This is a genomic window from Plantibacter sp. LMC-P-059a, assembly GCF_030209505.1.
Taxonomy (GTDB): Bacteria; Actinomycetota; Actinomycetes; order Actinomycetales; family Microbacteriaceae; genus Plantibacter.
Genome location: NZ_JARVRZ010000010.1, coordinates 23209 through 43295, shown reverse-complemented (window position 1 = coordinate 43295; position 20087 = coordinate 23209). Strand labels below are relative to the sequence as shown.

Here is a 20087-nt window from a genome sequence, read left to right as displayed (position 1 = left end):
TGAGCTTGTCGAAGGGCGCGCGACCACTTTCGGTTCCTGAGCTTGTCGAAGGGCGTCGCGACCAGCCTCGGTCCCTGAGCCTGTCGAAGGGTTGGAAAACCAGGTTGCCGCGCACTCCACAACACCCAGCGCAGAAATCAGTGGTTCCCCTAATTCAGTTTCTCTGTGAGTTCCCTTAGTCTCAGAGAACCAACAGGTGCATCGCGCCTATCGGACCCCTAAACGAAGGTTCTCCTCTCAGTGAAAATCACGACGTCACGCCGCATCGCGGCTCTCGCCACCGGCTTCGCAGTTGTCGCCGGATCCACCCTCCTCGTCGCGGGCTCTGCCTCTGCGTTCGACTACCAGGTGACCCCGGACGAGCTCCAGGGCAGCATCGACCCCGCTACCGCCACCGGCTGGTACGAGGCCCTCCCGGCCGACCAGGTTGGCGCGCCTGCCGAGATCACCGACGCTGGGCTCGTCCTCACCGGCGACTCGCAGATCATGTACGCGTACGACGCTCCGGAGCCCGCCACGATCTCGTTCCAGACGCTCTTGACGTCCGCGAACTTCGTCTCGTCGCTCAATGCTGCGTACTTCCAGGTTCAGGTCCGTGTCATTCCGGGTGACGTGGACTCGACCACGACCGTGAGCGCTTCGCTCGCGGGCCCGGCGAACATCCCCGGACCGCCGTGGCAGGCGAGCACGGATGACCTGCCGGGCATCCCCGCGAACACGCCCGTTTCGATCGAAGAGCTCAGCGCCGCGATCGGCAACGACTACGAGATCCTCGGGTTCGGTGTGAAGGCCACTGCTGGCAGCGACGACGTCGTCCAGTCGATCACCTACCTCAACGACACGTACTCCTTCGTGGCTCCCGTCGCTGCAGTCCCGAGCGTCCAGGTCACCCCGGACACGATCTTCTTCTCGGACGTGCGTCCCGGCGGCACCGGCTTCGGTGTCACGGCTGCTGGCTTCACGCCTGGCGACACGCTGTCGATCGCGGTGACTGACCCGAACGGTGAGATCTTCGGTTCGGCCGACGGTGCGAACACGGTCATCGCCGACGAGAACGGTGGCTTCGTCGCCGAGGGTCTGACCCTCGAGGGTGAAGGCATCCAGGTCGGTACGTACACCTTCTCGGTGACTGACACGGCTGGTCGGGTCGCTGCAGACTCGATCGCCGTCATCGCCGACCCGGTCGCTGCTGGTGCTCCGGTCGTTCCGACGCTGGCTGACACCGGTTCGGACTCGGGTGTCCTCGTCGGTGGCGCTGCTGCGCTGCTGCTCCTCGGTGCTGCCGGCATGCTCGTCGCTGCCGCTCGCCGTAAGGGCGCGCAGGTCACGGCCTAGTCACCGCTGACTCACCTCTAACGAAGCCCCGTCCTCGACTCCGGTCGACGGCGGGGCTTCGTGCTGCACCCGGCCCCTGAGCATGTCGAATGGCGCGCGACAAGCCTCGGTCCCTGAGCTTGTCGAAGGGCGTCGTAACCACCTCGGTCCCTGAGCCTGTCGAAGGGCGTCGTAACCACCTCGGTCCCTGAGCCTGTCGAAGGGCGTCGTAACCACCTCGGTCCCTGAGCCTGTCGAAGGGCGTCGCGACCACTCTCGGTTCCTGCGCCTGTCGAAGGGCTCGCGACCACCCTCGGTCCCCGAGCTTGTCGAAGGGCTTGCGACCACCCTTGGTCCCTGAGCTTGTCGAAGGGCAAGGTGACCAGGCGGAGTGTGGCGGGCGGAGTGCAGCTCCGTTGCTGCCTCCCGCCCTGCCGCATCGACCGCGATCGGGGTGGATCGGGTGATGCACCCGGCCGTTCGCGCATTCGGGTGACGAAAACGACCGGAATAGATGCTTCGGAGCAACCGGCAGACCGGATTGGACGATCACGCAATGCGTCGACGGGCCGTCGGTCGGCATGGTGAGACCCGCCGGTCGCATGATGCTCCCGGCGGGTCTCAGAGCGGCGGTAGCGCCTCCTCGGTCAGGCCGTGCGGCGCCGCACCAGGATGGTCATGGCTCCACCGATGAGGAGGAGCACTGCGGCCAGTCCGGCGAAGGTGGCCGTCTCGACGCCGGTGTTCGCGAGGGAACCGTTCCCACCGCCGGTGGATCCCACGGGAGTGACCGTCGTGCCGCCACCAGCCGGTGGGGTGACCGGTGCCGCGATCGCGACCGCGAAGTCGGTCGGCGCGGAGAACGGCGAGGTGCTCTCCGGGACCACACCGCTGGCGCTCGCGGCCCGTGTGGCCGAGGCCGAGACACTGTACGCGCCGTCGGCGAGTTCGACCGCGAGGGAGAACGTGCCGTCGGCCTGGACCGTCGTGGTCAGCGTGGCCGGAACCGCGACCGCAGCGGCGAACACGTCGGACTCGTCCCGAGCGGCGCTCTCGGCGGTTGTTGCGTCATCGGTGGCGGGCGTGATCACGATGGTGATGGTCTCGCCCGCGTCGCCGGTGCCGCTGATGGTGGTCGTGGGTGTGGTCACGACCGCATCGGCGGCGGGCGCGACGATCGTCGGCGTGTTGGCGAGGCAGTCCAGCGTGACGGTCCTCGCGTCGAGGACGACCGGTTCGCCGGCTGCATCCTCAGTGACGACCTGCACGACGGTCTCGAGGTCCTCGGTCAGCGACCAGGAACGGATCCGGGTGTCACCTTCGGCGACGGTGCCGCTCTCCACGACGGTGTCGCCGTCGAGGAAGGCGTACGGTGCGTCGGAGGTGCCGAGCGAGTTGTCGAAGGTGTACTCGACGCCGGGGATGGTGGGCACGAGGATGCCGCCCGTCGGGATCTCGCACGATGCGTCGCTGACGGCGCCGGTCGGTGCCGGGCCCGGTTCGCAGTCGAGGTCGAAGATGGAGCTGGCGAGGACGACCGGGTCGCCGGCCGCGTCGACGGAGCGGATCGCGGAGGTGCCGCTCTCGTTCGGGGTGAGGGACGCGGCGTAGCTCCGTGTCTCGCCGGCGGCGAGGGTGCCGCTTTCGACGACGGTGTCGTTCTTCACGAACTCGTAGTCCGCCGCGCCGACGCCTGCGGAGTTGTCGAAGGTCCAGAGGAAGCCGGGGGAGGGCGGGATGATGCCGCCGGAGGGGAGCAGGCAGCTGGCTTCGCCGATGGTCGCGACCGCCGCGGGGCTGGCGTTCGGTGTGCAGTTCGCGGTCTGGACGGCGCCCGCGATGACGCCCCCGGTGACGTCGATGACCTGGAGCGGTGTCGAGACGTCTTCGAGGACGGGGATGACGTAGTCGTCGCTCTCGCCGGGTGCGAGCGTGACGTTGTCGAACAGGACGGTGCCGTAGTCCTGGACGACCTTGTAGGTGAGGTCGGTGGCGTCGTCGGCTGCGTTGCTGACGGTGATGCTCACGGTCGCGGCGGCGGGGACGGTGCAGTCCGGTGCGGCGATGGTTGCGGAGGATGGGAGGGCTTGGGCGGGGATGCCGGTGAGGACGACACCCGCGGCGCTGAGGACGATGACGCCCAATGCTGCGAGTGATCGTGAGAGCGGTGACGTCATTGTGCGAGTGCTCCTTCGTTGGATGCGCAAGACTGCGTGATTCGAATTCGGAGCCGGGACCCAGGTGGATTGGATGGAATCTGCAGGAATGTCGAGGTCCGTGTTCAGGTGGTGCGCTCTTGTCGATCGACTCGCTCGGAGCACGACGATCGGGCGGCGCTGGAGCGGGATGTGCCGGAGCACGGTGTGTCTGACGACCGAATGCGCTGCATCCAGGGTCGCCGACGTCAGGCGACCCGCAGTCGCGGCTTACCGCCCCGCCGCGGGATGCGGTGGGGATCGACGTGGGCAGGCGGGATGAACCAGGGCACGTGATCGCGCACGATGACCTCCCATCCGTCGTTGTGGATGCGATGGTGATGGAACCCGCAGAGCAGGATGCCGTTGCTGAGGTCGGTCGGTCCGCCGCGTGACCACCACTGCAGATGATGCGCTTCGGTGTACGACGGCGGGTGGGTGCAGCCGGTCCAGGCGCAACCGCCGTCGCGTTCGGCCAGGGCGACCTTCTGCGCCTTGCTGAACAGCCGGGTGCCGACGCCGAGGTCGAGCACCTGGGACGGCCCGCCGAGCACCATGGGGATGATGCGGCCGTCCGCGGCCATTCGGCGGGCGGTTCCGGCGGCGATGGGCTCGGAGACCCCGTCGATGAAGGCTTTGCCGTCGGACCAGGGGCTGTCGTCGACGAGGTCCTCTTCGTCCATGCGGATGATGAGGGAGACCGGTGCGAGTTCCGTGACCGCGGTCTCGCAGCCGGCTGCGTGGCGGAACACCTCCACGAGGGCTTCGACGCGTCGTTCGTCCATGGTGCGGGTGTCGGGCATCTCTGCGGCCGGGACGTAGGCGTCGTCGAACGGATCCGCCGACGGCTGCGCCGCGCTCGGGTCTTCCGTGCCGGCCTCGTTGGCGGTCTGGTCGGTGAACCGGACCTGCCGGAGTTGTTTGCCGACGACGGCGTCCATGGTGGCGCGCACCCACCCGGCAGCCTCGGGAGCGAGGAACGCGCGAAGCTCCGTCATGCCGTCCGGCAACTCCCGCAGGGTGCAGCGCTGCTGCCGGCGGAGGGCGATCTCGCGGGGCACGGGGCCGTCCTGGTCGAGGCTCGTGCGGACGAGCCTCGCGAGACTGTTGACCTCGGCGAGCGGTGCGCCGTCGCAGTGTTCGATGCCTGCGCTCACGGCCAGGTGCACCCGGTCGGCGTCGACCCCTGAGTTGACGAGCCGCAGTTCGCGGAGGAGTGCGCCTGCGCCGTCGATACTCAGGGCAGAGCGGACAAGACGCGGCTGGTCTGTCGGGTCGACGCCGTCGTGGTCGACCGTGCACGTCGGGGTGTCGGTCGGGGACAGCTGTTCGCAGGCGTTGGCGCCGGCGACGGCCGGCCGGGGCTCGATGGCGGCGGCGATCTCCGGGCGGTCGCATTCGATCACGTCGCCGGTGAGGGCGAGCTTCGGCGTGATGGCCTGGGCGACCGCGGTGATCGTGGCGGCGCGTCCGCGAGGGATGCGCCAACGCTCGGAGAGCATGACCGCGGGCGACGCGTATCCGTGGCTGCGGGCCAGTGGGTCGTGTCCGACGATGCCGCCGCGGGAGCGCTCGGCGACCGATCCCATCACCCGCGTTGCCAGCACCTCCACCAGGTGCTGCATCGCGCCGAGTTGGTCGAGCACGCGGACCACGCCGGCGTCGTTCATGCCCGCGAGTTGTTCGATGGCGTCGTCGCCCGGGCGGATCGGGTCGAGCGCCCCGGACCAGGTGCGGAGGAGGTCCGACATCGTCTCGCTCAGCGCGCCCATGGGGTCGGCCGAGACCGGACCGAGGGGAACGCGTGAGCTGCTGGACATGGGTACATCCAAACACGAGCCACCGACATTCGAGTCCGGGCCGAATATGCCTCTGACCTGCACCTTTTATGCATCAAGTGTCGTGTCGGTGCAAGGCTGTGAGGCGGTCGGGACGCACCCGTCGACGCCGAGAGGAGCACGGGTCGCTCGCCTACACTCGAGGGGTGCGCCCATTGACCGCTCGCGAGCGAGACCTGCTCCTCGCCCTGCTTGCTCGCGGCGCGGCATTCGGATCGGACGAGTCCATCACCGAGTCAGACCGGGAGCGGTGGGTGGAGCAGGTCGCCGCGGCGATGGTGCACGGCACCTGCGGGTGCGGGAGTTGCCCCTCGATCGATCTGGTGCCGGGCGCCGAGGCCGACAGTGCTAGCCCGGGCCGTCGGACGGTCCTCGAGGCGAGTACCGCGGACGCGTTCCTCCTGGTGTTCATCGACGACGACCGCCCCACGTACCTGGAGCTCGCCCCGTTCGGCGACGACCCGATCACCGAGTTCCCGCTGGTCGCCGACGTCGCCTTCTGAGAAGCCTCGGCAGGATCGCCCGCTTCAGTCCCGCGTGCCGAACAATCCATCCCCGTGCTTCATGAGGACCGCGTAGGCGTCGGCGTAGTTGTCGGGGAGTGGAGCACCGGGCTCGTACTTTGCGAGGAGGATGCCGATCAGGCCGAGCGCTGGAGGTGTCAGCGGACGCTTGCGGTCCTTCTCCCGATCGGCGCGCGCGTTCGCCTCGGGATTCGGCGGGACGTAGGCGGGCGTCACCGTCGGCCACAAGACGGGCTGTCTCGGCGTCGCGAGGTTGACCGCGTTGAAAATACTCGTTGCGGTCCGGTCGCGTTCGGTCAGCGGGTCGAGGCCGTGCAGCTCGGCGAGTGTCTTCATGAGGGAGCCGTGGTGCATCTCGTCGTTGATGACGCTGCCGGCCTTCGTGTACGCCGAGACGACGATGGTGGGAACGCGGAGGCCGAGGCGGTCGAAGGTGAATCCCATCTCGCCGGCCTCAGGCTCGCCTGACGGCGGCGTCGCCTTCGGCGGGGCGACGTGGTCGTAGATCCCGCCGTGTTCGTCGAAGGTGACGAGGAGGACGGTGTTCATCGCGTTCGAACCTGTTGTGGACGCACCCTGCTTGATCGCGGTGTAGACCTCGCCGAGCAGCTGCTCGCCGGCACGCATGTCCGAGTAGGCGGAGTCGAGCTCCGGATCGAGGTCGTCCCGGCCAGGGTTGTCGGGTCGCACGACCGGCGGGTGCATGTCGTTGTGGTCGAACACCATGCGCGGCTCGACGAACGCATAGTCGGGTAGGTCGCCGTTCGCCGCGTCCTCGTGGAACTGCTCCATGCTGCGGAAGTTGCTCTTCCAGTACTGCTCGATCGACGGGGCACTGAGGAGGCCGGTGAGCGAGACGACCTGCTGCGCGTCGTAGTAGACCCGCCACGTCTTGCCGGCCTCCTCGAGCCGGTTGAACACGGTCGGGACGGCAGGGGCGCTCAACCACTTGCCGATACCGTCGCCCTCGATGTTCGTGACGTAGCCGTGCGAGGTGCTCGCATGGAAGAAGGAGCGGTTGCAGAACGTCTGCGACGGGACCGCCGCGTACCAGTGGTCGTAGACGCCGAAGTTCTTCGCGAGGGTGGAGAGCACCGGCAACATCTCGGGGGAGAAGCCGCCCATCACCACCGCATACTCCTCGGGCGTGGGTTTCCGGCCGCGGGCGAGCGTGGAGTTGACGATGTAGTCCTTCACGAAGCCGTCGTTGGTGGGCGACGAGGTGTCGGCGGGGAGGTTCCACGGTGGCTGCAGCGGATTGCGGAGGTCGCCGTTGCTCGCGGGATCGATCGTGCCGAACAGCTGGGTGTTGACGTGCGGGTAGAACTCGCCCGGGTCCGGGTCGGGCTGCGCCATGATCTGATCGGTCGGACCGCTGTACACGTGGGCCGGGACCGCTTCACCCGCCTCGCCGGGATTGCTGTAGTCGCCCTGCGCGAGGCCGTCGAAGGTCTGTCCGGCCGGCTCACCACCCGCGGGGTAGAGCCACCCGAGCATGTGGTCGAAGGAGCGGTTCTCGAACATGACGACCACCACGTGGTCGAACCCCGGTTCGCTGCGCTTCGGGAGCGGGGTGAAGCCGTAGTCCTCCTGCGGGTTGGCGGACGTCGCAGCGGCGATCCCGCCGACGGCCGCACCGCCTGCTGCCAGACCGGCGACGCCGAAGCCCGCCGCGCGGAAGAAGTCACGGCGGGAGGCAGGGCGCTTGGCGGGTGCCGCTGGGGTGTCGCCGTCGGCGGGGGGACGTGGCTCTTCGTCGCGTGACATGTCCGTGGATCCCCCTTCGCTGTACCCCCTGACGGGGCCGCTGCCATGGTGATCAGCGTAGGCCGAGATCGTCGGCCGTGATACGGACAGCAGGGACCTTTGTCCCGATCGACGTGGACGGACGACCATCCCTGCTGCGGAGCCAGGCCGGAAGCGATTTCCCGCAGCCAACTCCACCTGAAGCGGATGTCGCGGTCGGCCTCTGAAGACGTCACTCGTGGGACATACTGGAGGGGTGAATCGACAAGGGGTCTCCTGGGTGGTCGGCGGCGCCGTCGCGACCGCGGCTCTGGTGCTCATCTGCTTGCAGTTCTTGTCGCCGATTCTGACCCTGCTCGTCATCGCGGCAGGGCTTCTTGTCGTTTGGGCGATCTTCAAACCGCTGGAAGCGGCCTGCGTGCTCGCTTTCCTCACCGCGGCATTCCCGAAGGCCGGGATCAAGGTCGATGGTTTCCCGTTCCCCGTGTTCCTGTTCGGGCTCATCATCGCGGTCGTCCTGGCCGCTGCAGCTCTCGGCTGGGGACGACGAGACATCGTCATGGACCTCCTGCTGATGGCCTACCTCGTCTGGGTTCTGTGTCGGGTCGTCGCCGTCGGACTACCAGCAGGGTTCTCCGCGGCTTTCCAGTTCTTGGCGTGGGCTGCGATCCCGGTCGTCATCCTCGTCATCACGACGCATCTGAAGCGTGACGGAACGGTCATCCGAAAGAGCCTCGAACGGGGCTTCCTCCTCGCGTGCGTCTACGCGCTCGTACAGTTCGTCGGCGGTGTCGAGGAAACCGCGATCCCTGGCTTGTCGTACGCCCTCGGTGACGACATCACTCAGAAGAACAACGTGATCTATTCGAGCTCGGTTGCCGATTTCTCGAAGATCCCCTCCACTTACCAGAACGGCAACATCTTCGGCCTGGCCGCAACCGTCTTCTTCTCGGCGGCACTGCTCCGGATCGCGAAGCGTCAATCGAGCCGACAGGACGTCGTCGTCCTCCTCGGCGCGCTCGCCGCCATCGCCTTGTCAGGTTCCCGGACAGCCATTCTCGCCGCCGTCATCGTGACGCTCGTCGTCTTCCTGCGAGGCGGCAGCCTAAGCAGGAAGCTCGGCATCACCGCGGTCGCGGTCGGCGTCGTGATGACGGTCATCACGGTCCAGCCTGGTTTCGTCGAGCGATATTCAATCGACAACATCCTCGAATCGGGTGGTGCGGGTCGAAGCGAGGTCTGGAGCGCGATCCTGTCGCAGCTCACGCCGATGGAGTACTTCTTCGGCATGGCGAAATGGAGAACGCCCGCCGAGGGCGTCGTCGGGATGATGATGCAGCTCGGGATCTTCGGCATGCTGCTGCTCATCGCCGTCATCGCCCGTTTAGTCGTCAGGCGAAGTGGACTGTGGGTAGTCGTTCTGACGCTCGGCATCGGCGCCGTCGTGGACTCGAGCTACATGCTGTTCCCGACGTGGTTCATCCCGGCGATGCTCGCTGCAAGTGCCGTGACCGGTGGGATCCGCAACGATCCTGAGCCGTCCGAGCCGGAACTCCCCGCTCTCATCCGCACCCGCTGACGTCACCTCGCCGGTCGTCTGAGATGGTCGGTGTGCCTGTGTCAGGTGCGGCCGAGGGCGGCCTCGTAGACCTCCCGGTGATCCACCGCTGACTTGTCCCAGGCTCGGCCCGAGAGGTCGAGATGCTGTGGACGCGCAGATGACACGAGCGCATGGGCTCGTTCCAGATCGTCTGCGGCAAGGTCTCCGGCATACGTGATGACCCAGTCCGGCCCGAACTCCTTCTGCAGATCCCGAGTGACGGGATTCTCCGGGACGAGGACAGGGGTGTTGCACGACAACGCGAGGAGGACCGCGCCCGAATTATGCAGTTTGCGATAGGGCAGGACGACCAGCTCGGCGTCTGTGATGGCTTCGACGAGTCGATCATCCGGGATGTGGCGCAGCTCGGCCGAGATGCGGTCATCAGCCGCGATGGCCTGCAGGAGCGACCGGTCCTGTTCTGAACGGCCTGGATCCCCGAGCACTGCCAAGCGCATGTCGCTCGATGCCGGCACCTCGGAGAAGGCGCGCAACAGGACATCGACGCCCTTGTACGACCGGATGAGACCGAAGTAGAGGACAGTGCTCGAAGCGCTCGAGCGATCGGTCGACGGCATCGTGTACCAGTCGCGGTAGTGCCCATGTGGGACGAGTGACCGCCGAGCTCCGTCGGGTACATCCGAATGTGCGTTCAAGGTGATCCAGGAGTCCGTCATGGCGTCGAGCTGACGCAGGAGCGACGTCTCGAACCGTGAACCCTCTTCGTGTGGATGCAGATTGTGAACCGTGCGGACGATGGCAGGACGCCGCGTCATGCGCCGTTGCAGTCGAAGACGTACGAGCAGCGCCGCAGTCAGGAGTTGGGCGACGGTACTTCGCAGCGGCGTTCGAGCCCTGACGATCGCCTCCGGCCACTGGATGTGGAGGACATCGTAGGTTCCGATGAGTGCCCGGCGCCAGGAGAAGAACGCGACCTCGACACCGTCCAGCGCATTCAGGTTCCGTACGAGGAGCGTCGCGTACGGGTTGTCCCGTTGCCCTGGAGGCTTGACCGACAGGAGCACGCGAACGGCGGGTCCGCCCTGGCGACCGTTCGCTGCAGTCGGGTCGTGCGGTGCTGTCGTCATGCCGCAGGTCCTTTCGCACGGGTTGGCTCGGTGGCGGCGCTCTCGAACAACCACCGGTCTGCGGCCAGCCGGCCGTCGACCTCAGGAAGATCGGCGAGCACAGCCGAGCGAGACCGACGAGAACGCAAGGCGCCGGTGATCGCGCCGGCTAGTTCCGTGCGAGGAGCGTCCGGTGCCAGGACACGGTGTCCGTGGTCCTCCAGCCACCCTGCGATCCCTGTCTCCGTGCTCGCGACGATCTCCGTCCCAACGCTCAGACCCTCGACGATCGGTAGGCCGATCTGTTCCTTCCAGTTGGTGAAGGGCTGCGACAACAGCACGAGCACGTCGGCCTTGCGCTGGGAATCGAGGATCACCTCGCGGGAAGGATCGATGAGGATGGATGTGTGCGAGGCGGTCTTCGCCCAGGCAACGACCTCAGCCTCCAGCGGTCCTTTGCCGAGAATCTGCAAGGTGGCATCGGGTAGCTCGGCTAGCACGTCCGACCAGCTGTCCATGAGCTGTCGGATCCCCTTACGTTCGTCGAGCGCACCTACGAACAGCACCGTCGCGCCCGCTGCTGTCGTCGTCGTGGCTGAAGCCGTCGGGTGTGCGGTGGGGAGACCCCAGATCAGCGTCGTCTCAGGTGAACCACCCTTCGTTCGAGCGCCGAGCAGTGCTGCATAGTTCGCTTCGGCGTCTGCGGTACCGAAGGCCACGCGGCTCAGCGACCGGTAACAGAACCCAACCGTCATGCGAAGCAGCGCGCGAGTCACCGCAACGGGCAGTCGGGTGCTCGCAGCGACCTTGTGCGGCAGGTCCGCATTCTCGATCGCATAGGTCACCAGCTCCGTCGGCTGACGGTGCAGTACCCGCCCGACCCGCGCCGCCAGGGCGAGCACCAGGTTCTGCGGCAATGCGCTCGGCGCGTACGGTTCGACGATCTCGAGCTTCGCGTACGTCCCCTTGAGGACGAGTACCGCGACCTGGAGGAACGACGTCTGTTCGACTCTGGCACCTGCCGGGGCTCGCGAGACGTCGAAGTCGTACATCGGCTTCTGATAGAAGAAGTCGCCCGGCGCACTGTCGTGGAGACGCTCGAGGTGGGTTGTGCGCGCACCGCGGTAGTACCGCGCAATGGGCCGCTGCGTCATCGTGGCCAGGACTCCTTCGTCACCCGTTCGAACGCGGGTTGTTCCGTTTCTCGCAGCCCATCGCGGTACGCCAGCCAGATGTCCCTGGCGAAGCGCACCCGTCGGGCGGCGAGCCGCTTGCCCACCCGAAGCACCGCTCGGATACCGGAGGCGATGAGGAAGGGACGGTGCCGAGCGGCTATCCGTCCGAGGCCGTAGGCAGAGTAGAGCTGGACGCGGTCGCCCGCGATGCTGTGCGAGGAGGAGACCGCATGGGCGACGGTTGCGCGCGGCGCGACCGCCAGCCGGAATCCTGCGGCGCGAGTGCGGTAACCGAACTCCACGTCCTCCCAGTACATGAAGAAGGTCTCGTCCAGCAGACCGACCGCTTCCAACAGCTGACGGGAGACGAGGACGCAGGCCCAGGTCACGAAGTCCGGATGCGCCGAGCCGGCGGTCTCGTCGATGCGCAGCGGGAAGCTGATGCGCGGACCGAGCGCCTGTGGCGACCCGTCCTCGTTCACAATCGCCGGGCCGACGATGCCCACGGTCGCATCGCGCTCGAACTCCGCCAGCATGGTCGACACGGCGCCGGGGCTGAGCCGGGCATCGTTGTTGATGACCAGCACGAAGTCGGCACCGGCTCCGAGTGCGTGCCGGAGTCCGACGTTCACCCCCGCGGAGAATCCACCGTTCTCTGCGCGCTCGAGCAGGACGTGTTCAGGCGTCCCAGGAGCGCTGAGCGCCTGCCGCAACGATCCGTCGGATTCGTTGTCCACGATGACGAGCCGGTCCAGCTCCGCGTCTTGCGCGAGCGAGGCGAGACACTCGGTCGTGTTGGACGCGTCGCGCCAGTTCAGGACGACCGCGGCGATCGTGTGCTTGGGCTTCGAGGCTTCGTCGAGCTGTGCGACCATCAGCGGGCCCGGAGGGTGTTCGACACGAGCTCGGCCGTGCGGTCCCAGCTGTACGTCGCCGCGAGGGGAGCTGCGCCGGGCCGCTCAGAGAGCACACGTTCCATTGCTGCGGCCCACGCGACATCGTCGTGTGCGTCGCCGACCGGGAACCCCTGCCCGCTCGAGATCTCGGCGATCGACTTGCACCCCTCCCAGAAGATGACCGATGTCCCGCACGCGATGCTCTCGACCGCGGGGAGTCCGAACCCTTCGACGAGCGATGGGAAGACGGTCGCCACGGCGCCACGGTACAGCTCGGCGAGCTCCGGGTCCGTCAGTCCGCTGCGCACCTCGACCCGGTCGGCGACGCCGAGCTCGGTCGCGCGATGCAACGCACCCTCCCGGTCGTTCATGACCACGACGAGTCTCGCGTCGGGAACGCGCGCCAGGGCCCGGAACACCACATCGACGTTCTTGTGCGCCCTCAGGTTCCCGACGTAGAGGAAGTAGGGAGCGTCGTCGGCGGTGGCCGGGGCGTCGCCCGGGCGGAATGCCTCGGACAAGCCGTTGCCCGCGTTCACGACACGGACGCGGTCGTCGTCCACCCACTCCTCGATCGCGCGCTTCGACGTCTCGGAGACGGTGAGTACCAGGCGGTTGCGGCGGATGATCGGGCGCAGGACGGTCGAGTAGTGCGCGAGGTAGACGGCACGGTGACCGGTGGTCGGATGCAGGTGGATCAGGTCGTGCACCGTGACCACCTGCGGCGAACGCGCCAGGAATCCGTTGTAGCCGGGGGAGTAGATGGTCTCACCGGCCGGCGTGCGGCGCACCCGGAGGAAGTCCTGCGGGTCGGACGGCTTGCCGCCCACCTCGAGTGCCGACCACTCGACGCTCAGACGTGGGAGCACTTCGGACGCGTAACGACCGATGCCGTGGACGCCGCTCCACCTGGTGTCGGCGAGGATCATGAGGCGACGGTCCGATCGGTACCACTGGCGGAGACGGGATGTCCGACCCAGTTCGTGAGCTTGGTGGCGAAGGCAGCCGAACCGAAGAGGGCGTTCACCCGGTCCTGCGCGGGTGCCATGTCGACGAGGAGCGCGCGTTCGACGGCCTCGCGCAGCGTCGCGTCGTCGAGCGTATCGACGACCACCCCGCCGTCGATGGCGAGCACGCTCTCGGAAGCGCCGCCCTCGGACAGCACGAGTGCCGGGGTGCCGAGCGCCATCGCCTCGACCGGCATGATGCCGAAGTCCTCGATCGCCGCGAACACCAGCAGGGAAGCGGCCTCGTACAGCGCGAAGAGGAGCTCGTCACTCGGCCTCGTCATGATGATGACGGGCACCGAGGCGGCGTCCGCGAGGGCCTGCAACTCGGCGTGCTGCGGGCCGGCACCAGCCAGGACGACCGGCAGCCCGGCCAGCTCCCCGGCCCGGATCGCGACGTCGAGACGCTTGTAGTCGACGAAGCGCGAGGCACCGAGCACATAGTCCGTTGGAAGCGTGGAGAACAGGTACGCGTCCGCGGTGCTCAGGCGATCGGCCCACGACGGGACGCTCTGCAGGTACTCGACGCGGACGGGCGGGTGGATGACTTCCGCCTCGACCCCCCAAGACCGTTCCATCCGCTGCCGGATGTAGTCGCTGTTCGCGGCGAAGGTCGCGCCGTCCTGCGCGCGCTTGCGATCGATGCGACGCAGCGGCGGGGCCAAGGTGCGAGCGGCGAGGTTCCCGCCACGGACGTCGAGTTCTGGGGCCCAGAGGTAGCGGGCCGGCGTGTGCACGTAGACGAAGCGTTCGGGACCGTCGGCGGGCTGCCGTCCTCCGGCGTGGTGTGCGAAGGCGTGCGAGCTGATGAGGACGAAGTCGGCGTTGGAGACGTCGGTCCGCGCCCAGGTGATGGGCATGAACGGCAGGGCCGCCGCTTTGCTCCTGCGGAGGGGGGTGCGTGCAAGCCACGACTCGCTCACCGTGTGGCCCCGGAAGCGGTCCGGTGCGTTGCTCCACAGGCAGTGGATGTCGGCGTCGGGGTAGGCGGCGGCCATCGCGTCGACGACGTTCTCCGAACCACCATGCTGCTCGATCCACTCGTGGACGATGAGGCCGGCCATCAGTGGGCTTCCTTGCCGGGCGCGACGACCGCCCGGATCGTGCGCCACAGGATGATGACGTCGCCCGTGAGTGACCAGTTTTCCACGTAGTACAGGTCGAGACGGATGGCGTCCTCCCAGCTGAGGGCGGAACGACCGCTGACCTGCCAGAGGCCGGTCATGCCGGGCTGCACGATGAGGCGACGCTTGGCCGCCGAATCGTAGAGCGCGACCTCGCCCTCGCGTTGCGGGCGCGGGCCGACGAGGCTCATGTCGCCCCGGAACACGTTGATGAGCTGCGGGAACTCGTCGAGCGAGAACTTGCGCAGGGTCGCGCCGACGCGGGTCAGGCGGGGGTCGTTCTGTACCTTGAAGAGCGGTCGGTCGCTGGTGCCCTGCTGCTCGAGCAACGCGGCGAGCTCGGCGTCCGCGTTGACCCGCATGGAACGGAACTTGAGCATGTCGAACGGCTCGCCGTTCAAGCCGATCCGCTCCTGGCGGTAGAGGACCGGACCGGGGCTCGTGAACTTCACGAGGAGCGCGACGACCAGCAGGATGGGCGAGGCCACGAGGAGGATCGCGCCGGAACCGAGGATGTCGAACGCGCGCTTCGAGAACCGCTTCCGGCCCTCGTAGCGCGGGGTCTCCACGTGGATGAGCGGCAGCCCGGCGACGGGGCGCGTGTGGATGCGCGGGCCGCCGACGTCGGTCAGGCTCGGGGCGACGATGAGGTGCTGGCGCCCGGGCTCGAGGCTCCAGCTCAACTCGCGCACCCGCACGGGCGTCAACTCGTCGGAGCTGGTGATGATCACCGTGTCGGCCCCAGTCACCGCGATGGCCTCGAGGACGGTGTCCACCGTGCCGGACACGGGGATGCCCGTCTCGCCGAGGGTTCCGCCGATCTTGCCTGTCGGCACACACGCGCCGACGACGCGGTACCCGGCGTCGGTGTTGCGGGTGAGTTCCTTGGCGATGTGCTCGGCGGAGTCGGCCGAGCCGACGAGGAGGACGAGTGACGCGTAGCGACCGTGCGCTCGCTGCACCGAGAGCCACTGCCGCCACATCCACCGCGAGAGGAGGAGGACGAGGATGCCGAGGGGGAACGCGAGGAGGAAGTAGCCGCGAGCGAGGTCGAGCTTCACGAGGAAGGCGATGATCGCGATGATGCCGAACAGGCGGATGCTCGCGTCGGCGATCAGCCGGTACTCCGCGTTGCCACTGCCGACCACCCGGTACTCGCGGGTGCCGAAGATGCGTAGGGTGACGAGCCAGGCGATGATGAGCGTGATCGAGATGACCGTGTAGTTGACGACGACCCGTGCCATGTCGAAGCCGACCGACGTCGTCTCCTGGTCGAAATCGAACCAGAAGAGCTGGGTGCCGAACACGATCCAGATCAGGACGATCGCGTCGGTCACCGCGAGTCGGCGCGCGTAGACGCGGCGCCAATCGCGCGCGACAGGGCGAGCTGGGTCGGGGGCAGTGCTCGCAGGCGTCGTTGGCAGCGGCACGGAAGGCTGCGACAACATGCGGTCTCCGTGGTGGGACACGTAATTACTACGGGTGACGAGGGAAGAGCTTCGTGGTTCGATACGCGGATGTATCCATCCTGTTGCCGAGGATAGCGGTCGAGGTAGCCGACATCTGTCCTCCTTTTAGCGATTGGCCCCCAAGGCGGGGTCGCTGAGCTACAAGTGTAGGGAAAACCCTAGCTCCAAGTCGCGCCTCCATCGGCCGAACGGTACAGCCGGTCGCCGACCCAGAGCCATGCGCCCTGCCCGGCGATCGTGAGCGCGGCGGGTGCCGACCCATCGGCTCCTTCAATGCATCCGACGAGCGGGGCGCTCGAGACGGCGGCCGGCACGCCGTTGATCGCCAGTGCACCGAGGCCGTTGCACCCTGGCACACCACGCGCGACGAACATCAGGCGGTCGCCCTCGGTCGCGAGGCCGTGTACGCCGGCATAGGGCGTCGTGCTCCATGCGCCAGCGGCTGGATCCCACTCCGCCATGACCGCGGCGCAAGCGGCCACGGTTCGATCGGTCCGTGCACTGATGACCTCGACAGCCGGACAGGGGAGGCCGACCCCTTGACCTGCGACAACGATCGAGGTTCCGTCTGGGGTCTCGTAGCCGACCTCGCCTGGAAGCGCTGCGTCCGGCGCCCAGGTGTCCCCGGCATCGGTGGAGGAGAACCCACCGACAGCGCAGGCGTCGCCAGTGGCGCCGATGATCTCGAGTTCGCCCTCCTCGCCGGTCGTCAGGGTGAGGACCTGCCGGAGGTCGAAGGCGTTCGTCGCCAACGGCGTCCACGTGGTGCCGGCGTCGACGCTCCGCTCGACGACCGCGGGCGTGGAAGCACACGCGCCGGCGGTCGCACGCCACAGCGTCTGGCCGTCAATGGTCGTGATGAACCGCTTGCCGTCCGCCGCCGGCTCAGCCGTCGGCTCGGCCGATGCAACGGGCGCAGGCGCCGGCTGTGGAGTCGAGTTGAAGGTGACCAGCGGACGCGGTGTGCGTTCTGCGCTCGGGACCTGGTTCGCCGAGAGGGCGAGTCCGACGAGGATCACATCGACGATCAGGAACAGCGCGAGGCCGACGAGGACGAGTACCCGCTGGCTAGAACTCAGTGAATCCCGCCACCGTGATCGGCCCTTCGCCGAGCGGTACGTCGAGCGGCCACGCTTCGTGCTCACCGTCGATCGCCCGACTGTGCCAAGCGGCTCGCGATGGTGTCGATGAAGCCTCGGATCTGCTCGCCGACCCGCTCGTACGTCTCGGTGCTGCGGCGGTAGGGGTCTTCGATGTCGTCGTCGTCCGCGTTCTCGGGAGGCGGCACAAGCCCGCGTTCGGCGGCCACTTCGGCCACGAGCGCCCACAGATCCTCCGCGGGTTCGGTCTCGGCCACGAGGCGCGCGAACTGCGGCACGGTGAACGTGACCCGCGAGGCGCGGGGGAGCAGGCGGGCGACGTCGCTGCGGTGCGCTCTCGTCGCCGTGAGGATGAGATCGGCGTCGGCGACGATGTCGCGGTCCAGCTGGCGCGGGACGTGTCCGCTCGGGTCTCCTCCGAAGCGGCGGGACTGCTCGATGACCTCTGCGGGCATGACGAGCTCGGGCTCCATCCCCGTTCCGGCGCTCGTCACGCGGATGAGGTGCCCACCGGCGGTGACCCCGGCTTCGTCGAGTCGCGCCGTCAACAGCTGAGCGCCGAGTGCGGACCGGCAGATGTTGCCGGTGCAGACGAACAGGATCGAGAACGGACGCGCGTCCGTTGTCGTCGTGCCGTCGGTCACGCCTTCACATCCTCGGTGTAGCCGTAGCCGGCACCGTACCCGTAGCGCGAATAGCCGTAGGCGTCGGGGCCCTTGGTCGGGACCATGGTCATGACGAGCCCGGACACCGAGGCGTTGACGTGCGTGAGGGACTCAAGGGCGCCCTTCAGCTGGTTCTTGTGTGTCCGGCCGGCAGCGACGATGACGAGCGCGCCGCCCGTGTGGCGGGCGAGGAGTGCGCCGTCGGTGACGGGGAGCAGTGGCGGTGCATCGATGAGGACGTAGTCGAACTGCTTCTCCAGACCGGAGATGAGCTTCTGCATCACGCTCGAACCGAGCAGTTCGCTCGGGTTCGGCGGGATCGCGCCGGCAGGCAGGACGGTGAGTGCACCGCGGCCCCAGGGCTGCATGGTGTCCTCGAGCGTCGCCCGGCGGATGAGGACGTCACTGAGCCCGACGGCGCCCTCGAGGTCGAAGTACGACGCGAGCTTCGGACGACGGAGGTCGGCGTCGATGATGATCACGCGGTGACCAGCGTCCGACAGCGCAATGGCGAGGTTCGCGGCCGTCGTGCTCTTGCCCTCACTCTGGATCGAGGAGGTGATCACGTAGCTGCGGGGCTGGTCGCTGACGTCGAGGAACTGGAGGTTGGTGCGCAGGCTCCGGAACGATTCCGCGCGGGGGCTCTTCGGGTCGGCCTGGACGATGAGCGGGCGCTGCTTCGCCTTCGGGTCGAAGGCGATGCCGCCCATGAGCGGAATGTCGGTCACCGACTCGACGTCGCGCTCGTTGCGGATGCGCGTGTCGAGGGTGGTGCGGAGGATCGCGAAGGCGAGGCCGAGGGCGAGGCCGATGAGGATACCGAGGGCGAGATTCAACGGGACGTTCGGGCTACCGGGTTTGGTGGGCACGTTCGCTTCCTGCACGCGAGTCAGCTTCACCGGGCTGGAGGCCCCGTCGTCCGTGCTCTCGATCTTCGCGACGACGCCGGTCAGGCTCTCCGCGGTGGTGTTCGCGAGCTCGGCAGCCAGTACCGGGTCTTCGCTCGTCGCCGTGATCTGGATGATGGTGGTGTCTGGAGTCGCGACCGCAGAGATCTGACCTCCGAGCTGGTTGGACGTGATGTCCAGCTCGAGGGCTGCGATCACCGGCTGCAGCACGATCGGGGTGCTGACCAGGTTGACGTACGTCTTGACGCGCTGCTGCGAGTAGCTGTTGCCCTGGGCGAGTTCTGAGACGCTGTCGCTCGACTGGGTCGACACGAACACCTTCGCGGACGAGCTGTACTCAGGGGTCTTCGCAAGCGAGTATGCGGCGGCGGCTGCAACGCCGACCAGCGCGAGCGCGACGATGAGTACCCAGTACTTGCGAAGGATACGGAGATAGTCGGTGAGCTCCACGCGGTGGCTTCCGTTCGATGAGGAGAGCGGTTCACCCTGCTGCCAAGGCGTGCCCCGAACAGGGCGTTGGGAGCCATGCTGCCATAAACCGACGCCTGTTCCCGAGCGGCCGTGTCATGAAGGTGGTCGATTGCCGTAGTTTGCTCTCGTGACGAACCCAGGTGAACCGACCCCGCACGATGATCAGCCGATCGCCCGATCACGACTCGTCATCGCGGCGATCGGGTTCGTCGCGACGGTGATCCTCGTGCTGGCGTTCCCCACTGGCGTTCGGATCCCTGGGCCGTTCTCCCCGCTGAGCGGCTACCTGCTCGTCTGGCTGCCGCTCGTAGTGACGCTGCTCGTCGTCGGGCTCACGCCGCGATGGCGCCTGGTGACGTCGGCGGTCCGTTGGAGCATCCGGCCCATCGACCTCCTGTGGGGCGCGGCCGCGGGATTCGTGCTCCGGATCGCGGTGAGTTCCCTCGAGATCCTCTTCTACGGCGGGCTGCCGGCGACGGCCGGCGGAGCCGTCCCGCTGGACACCGTCGACCAGGTGCTGTTCTTCGTCGTCGCCCTGCTCGCCGTCGTCGCGCTCGCTCCGATCATCGAAGAGCTGTTCTTCCGCGGTCTCGTCCTGCCCTCCGTGATCGGAACGCTCCGCGGTGGCCGCTGGATCGCCGTCGTGATCAGCGGTGTGTTCTTCGCGATCCTGCACCTCCTCGTCGTGACCACCGTCGCCCAGGCGATCGTGGTCGGCGTCGGAACCCTGCTCGTCGGACTGGTCACGGGCAGCTTGGCGATCCTGACCGGTCGGCTCGGACCGGCGATCGTCGCGCACGTCGTTTTCAACACGTCGATCCTCGCTCTCGGCTTGACCGCCGTGACCGGCGGTACCGGCGTCGTGATTGAATAACCCCCATGCCGGCACCCGAACCCGACAATCGTCGTTCATCGTCCTCAAGCTCCTCCCGATCCTCGTCGCGCTCGTCGCGGAGTCGCCGAAGCACGAATGCTCGTCAGCGTGCCC

16 protein-coding genes are annotated in these 20087 nt (G+C 67.6%); 4 read left to right on the top strand and 12 right to left on the bottom strand.

The features are described from left to right. Positions 1 to 240: 240 nt before the first annotated feature. Positions 241 to 1335, top strand: a complete 1095-nt coding sequence (locus QRN27_RS18075) for a hypothetical protein (protein ID WP_285043437.1) — start codon at positions 241 to 243, stop codon at positions 1333 to 1335. Positions 1336 to 1961: 626 nt separating this feature from the next. Here QRN27_RS18075 and QRN27_RS18070 read toward each other — a convergent pair. After that, positions 1962 to 3491, bottom strand: coding sequence for an LPXTG cell wall anchor domain-containing protein (locus QRN27_RS18070; protein ID WP_285043436.1), 1530 nt, complete (start codon positions 3489 to 3491; stop codon positions 1962 to 1964). Between the two features lie 227 nt (positions 3492 to 3718). Then, a complete protein-coding gene (locus QRN27_RS18065; RefSeq protein WP_285043435.1) occupies positions 3719 to 5329 on the bottom strand; it encodes an HNH endonuclease signature motif containing protein in 1611 nt (536 codons plus the stop codon). 164 nt (positions 5330 to 5493) lie between these two features. On the opposite strand from QRN27_RS18065, the gene QRN27_RS18060 reads away from it, so the two are divergent. Continuing rightward, complete coding sequence (locus tag QRN27_RS18060) at positions 5494 to 5850, top strand: hypothetical protein (RefSeq protein WP_285043434.1); 357 nt, start codon at positions 5494 to 5496, stop codon at positions 5848 to 5850. A 24-nt stretch (positions 5851 to 5874) separates the two neighbouring features. Here the strand turns inward: QRN27_RS18060 and QRN27_RS18055 are convergent, their stop codons facing one another. After that, the gene (locus QRN27_RS18055) at positions 5875 to 7638 is read right to left on the bottom strand and encodes an alkaline phosphatase family protein (protein WP_285043433.1); all 1764 of its coding nucleotides are present in this window, start codon (positions 7636 to 7638) and stop codon (positions 5875 to 5877) included. Positions 7639 to 7873: 235 nt separating this feature from the next. On the opposite strand from QRN27_RS18055, the gene QRN27_RS18050 reads away from it, so the two are divergent. Beyond that, positions 7874 to 9196, top strand: coding sequence for an O-antigen ligase family protein (locus tag QRN27_RS18050; RefSeq protein WP_285043431.1), 1323 nt, complete (start codon positions 7874 to 7876; stop codon positions 9194 to 9196). Between the two features lie 41 nt (positions 9197 to 9237). Here QRN27_RS18050 and QRN27_RS18045 read toward each other — a convergent pair whose 3' ends face one another. From QRN27_RS18045 to QRN27_RS18005, 9 genes are all read right to left on the bottom strand, one after another. Next, positions 9238 to 10305, bottom strand: a complete 1068-nt coding sequence (locus QRN27_RS18045) for a glycosyltransferase (RefSeq protein WP_285043429.1) — start codon at positions 10303 to 10305, stop codon at positions 9238 to 9240. Next, positions 10302 to 11438, bottom strand: coding sequence for a glycosyltransferase (locus tag QRN27_RS18040; RefSeq protein ID WP_285043428.1), 1137 nt, complete (start codon positions 11436 to 11438; stop codon positions 10302 to 10304). The genes QRN27_RS18045 and QRN27_RS18040 overlap by 4 nt, the downstream gene beginning before the upstream one ends. Further along, a complete protein-coding gene (locus QRN27_RS18035; protein WP_285043427.1) occupies positions 11435 to 12334 on the bottom strand; it encodes a glycosyltransferase family 2 protein in 900 nt (299 codons plus the stop codon). Before QRN27_RS18035 ends, QRN27_RS18040 begins: the two co-directional genes overlap by 4 nt. Further along, positions 12334 to 13284, bottom strand: a complete 951-nt coding sequence (locus tag QRN27_RS18030) for a glycosyltransferase family 4 protein (RefSeq protein ID WP_285043426.1) — start codon at positions 13282 to 13284, stop codon at positions 12334 to 12336. Before QRN27_RS18030 ends, QRN27_RS18035 begins: the two co-directional genes overlap by 1 nt. Beyond that, a complete protein-coding gene (locus QRN27_RS18025; RefSeq protein ID WP_285043425.1) occupies positions 13281 to 14426 on the bottom strand; it encodes a glycosyltransferase in 1146 nt (381 codons plus the stop codon). Before QRN27_RS18025 ends, QRN27_RS18030 begins: the two co-directional genes overlap by 4 nt. Next, the gene (locus tag QRN27_RS18020) at positions 14426 to 15823 is read right to left on the bottom strand and encodes a sugar transferase (protein ID WP_285043420.1); all 1398 of its coding nucleotides are present in this window, start codon (positions 15821 to 15823) and stop codon (positions 14426 to 14428) included. Before QRN27_RS18020 ends, QRN27_RS18025 begins: the two co-directional genes overlap by 1 nt. A 290-nt stretch (positions 15824 to 16113) precedes the next feature. Continuing rightward, positions 16114 to 17100: a hypothetical protein gene (locus QRN27_RS18015; RefSeq protein ID WP_285043419.1), complete on the bottom strand. Its 987-nt coding sequence runs from the start codon at positions 17098 to 17100 to the stop codon at positions 16114 to 16116. Further along, a complete protein-coding gene (locus QRN27_RS18010; protein WP_285043418.1) occupies positions 17097 to 17699 on the bottom strand; it encodes an arsenate reductase/protein-tyrosine-phosphatase family protein in 603 nt (200 codons plus the stop codon). The genes QRN27_RS18015 and QRN27_RS18010 overlap by 4 nt, the downstream gene beginning before the upstream one ends. Next, entirely contained in the window at positions 17696 to 19078 is a 1383-nt protein-coding gene (locus tag QRN27_RS18005; RefSeq protein WP_285043417.1) for a tyrosine-protein kinase domain-containing protein, read from the bottom strand. Before QRN27_RS18005 ends, QRN27_RS18010 begins: the two co-directional genes overlap by 4 nt. A gap of 148 nt (positions 19079 to 19226) precedes the next feature. Between QRN27_RS18005 and QRN27_RS18000 the strand changes: the two genes are divergently transcribed. Beyond that, positions 19227 to 19973 (top strand): CPBP family intramembrane glutamic endopeptidase, encoded by a 747-nt coding sequence (locus tag QRN27_RS18000; RefSeq protein WP_285043416.1) that lies wholly within the window; start codon positions 19227 to 19229, stop codon positions 19971 to 19973. Positions 19974 to 20087 lie beyond the last annotated feature (114 nt).

What these genes read in the sequence shown, in the direction of transcription:
- QRN27_RS18070 (WP_285043436.1), bottom strand. Translation starts at nt 3,491, where the DNA reads ATGACGTCACCGCTCTCACGATCACTCGCAGCATTGGGCGTCATCGTC.
- QRN27_RS18045 (WP_285043429.1), bottom strand. Translation starts at nt 10,305, where the DNA reads ATGACGACAGCACCGCACGACCCGACTGCAGCGAACGGTCGCCAGGGC.
- QRN27_RS18055 (WP_285043433.1), bottom strand. Translation starts at nt 7,638, where the DNA reads ATGTCACGCGACGAAGAGCCACGTCCCCCCGCCGACGGCGACACCCCA.
- QRN27_RS18065 (WP_285043435.1), bottom strand. Translation starts at nt 5,329, where the DNA reads ATGTCCAGCAGCTCACGCGTTCCCCTCGGTCCGGTCTCGGCCGACCCC.
- QRN27_RS18040 (WP_285043428.1), bottom strand. Translation starts at nt 11,438, where the DNA reads ATGACGCAGCGGCCCATTGCGCGGTACTACCGCGGTGCGCGCACAACC.
- QRN27_RS18030 (WP_285043426.1), bottom strand. Translation starts at nt 13,284, where the DNA reads ATGATCCTCGCCGACACCAGGTGGAGCGGCGTCCACGGCATCGGTCGT.
- QRN27_RS18035 (WP_285043427.1), bottom strand. Translation starts at nt 12,334, where the DNA reads ATGGTCGCACAGCTCGACGAAGCCTCGAAGCCCAAGCACACGATCGCC.
- QRN27_RS18025 (WP_285043425.1), bottom strand. Translation starts at nt 14,426, where the DNA reads ATGGCCGGCCTCATCGTCCACGAGTGGATCGAGCAGCATGGTGGTTCG.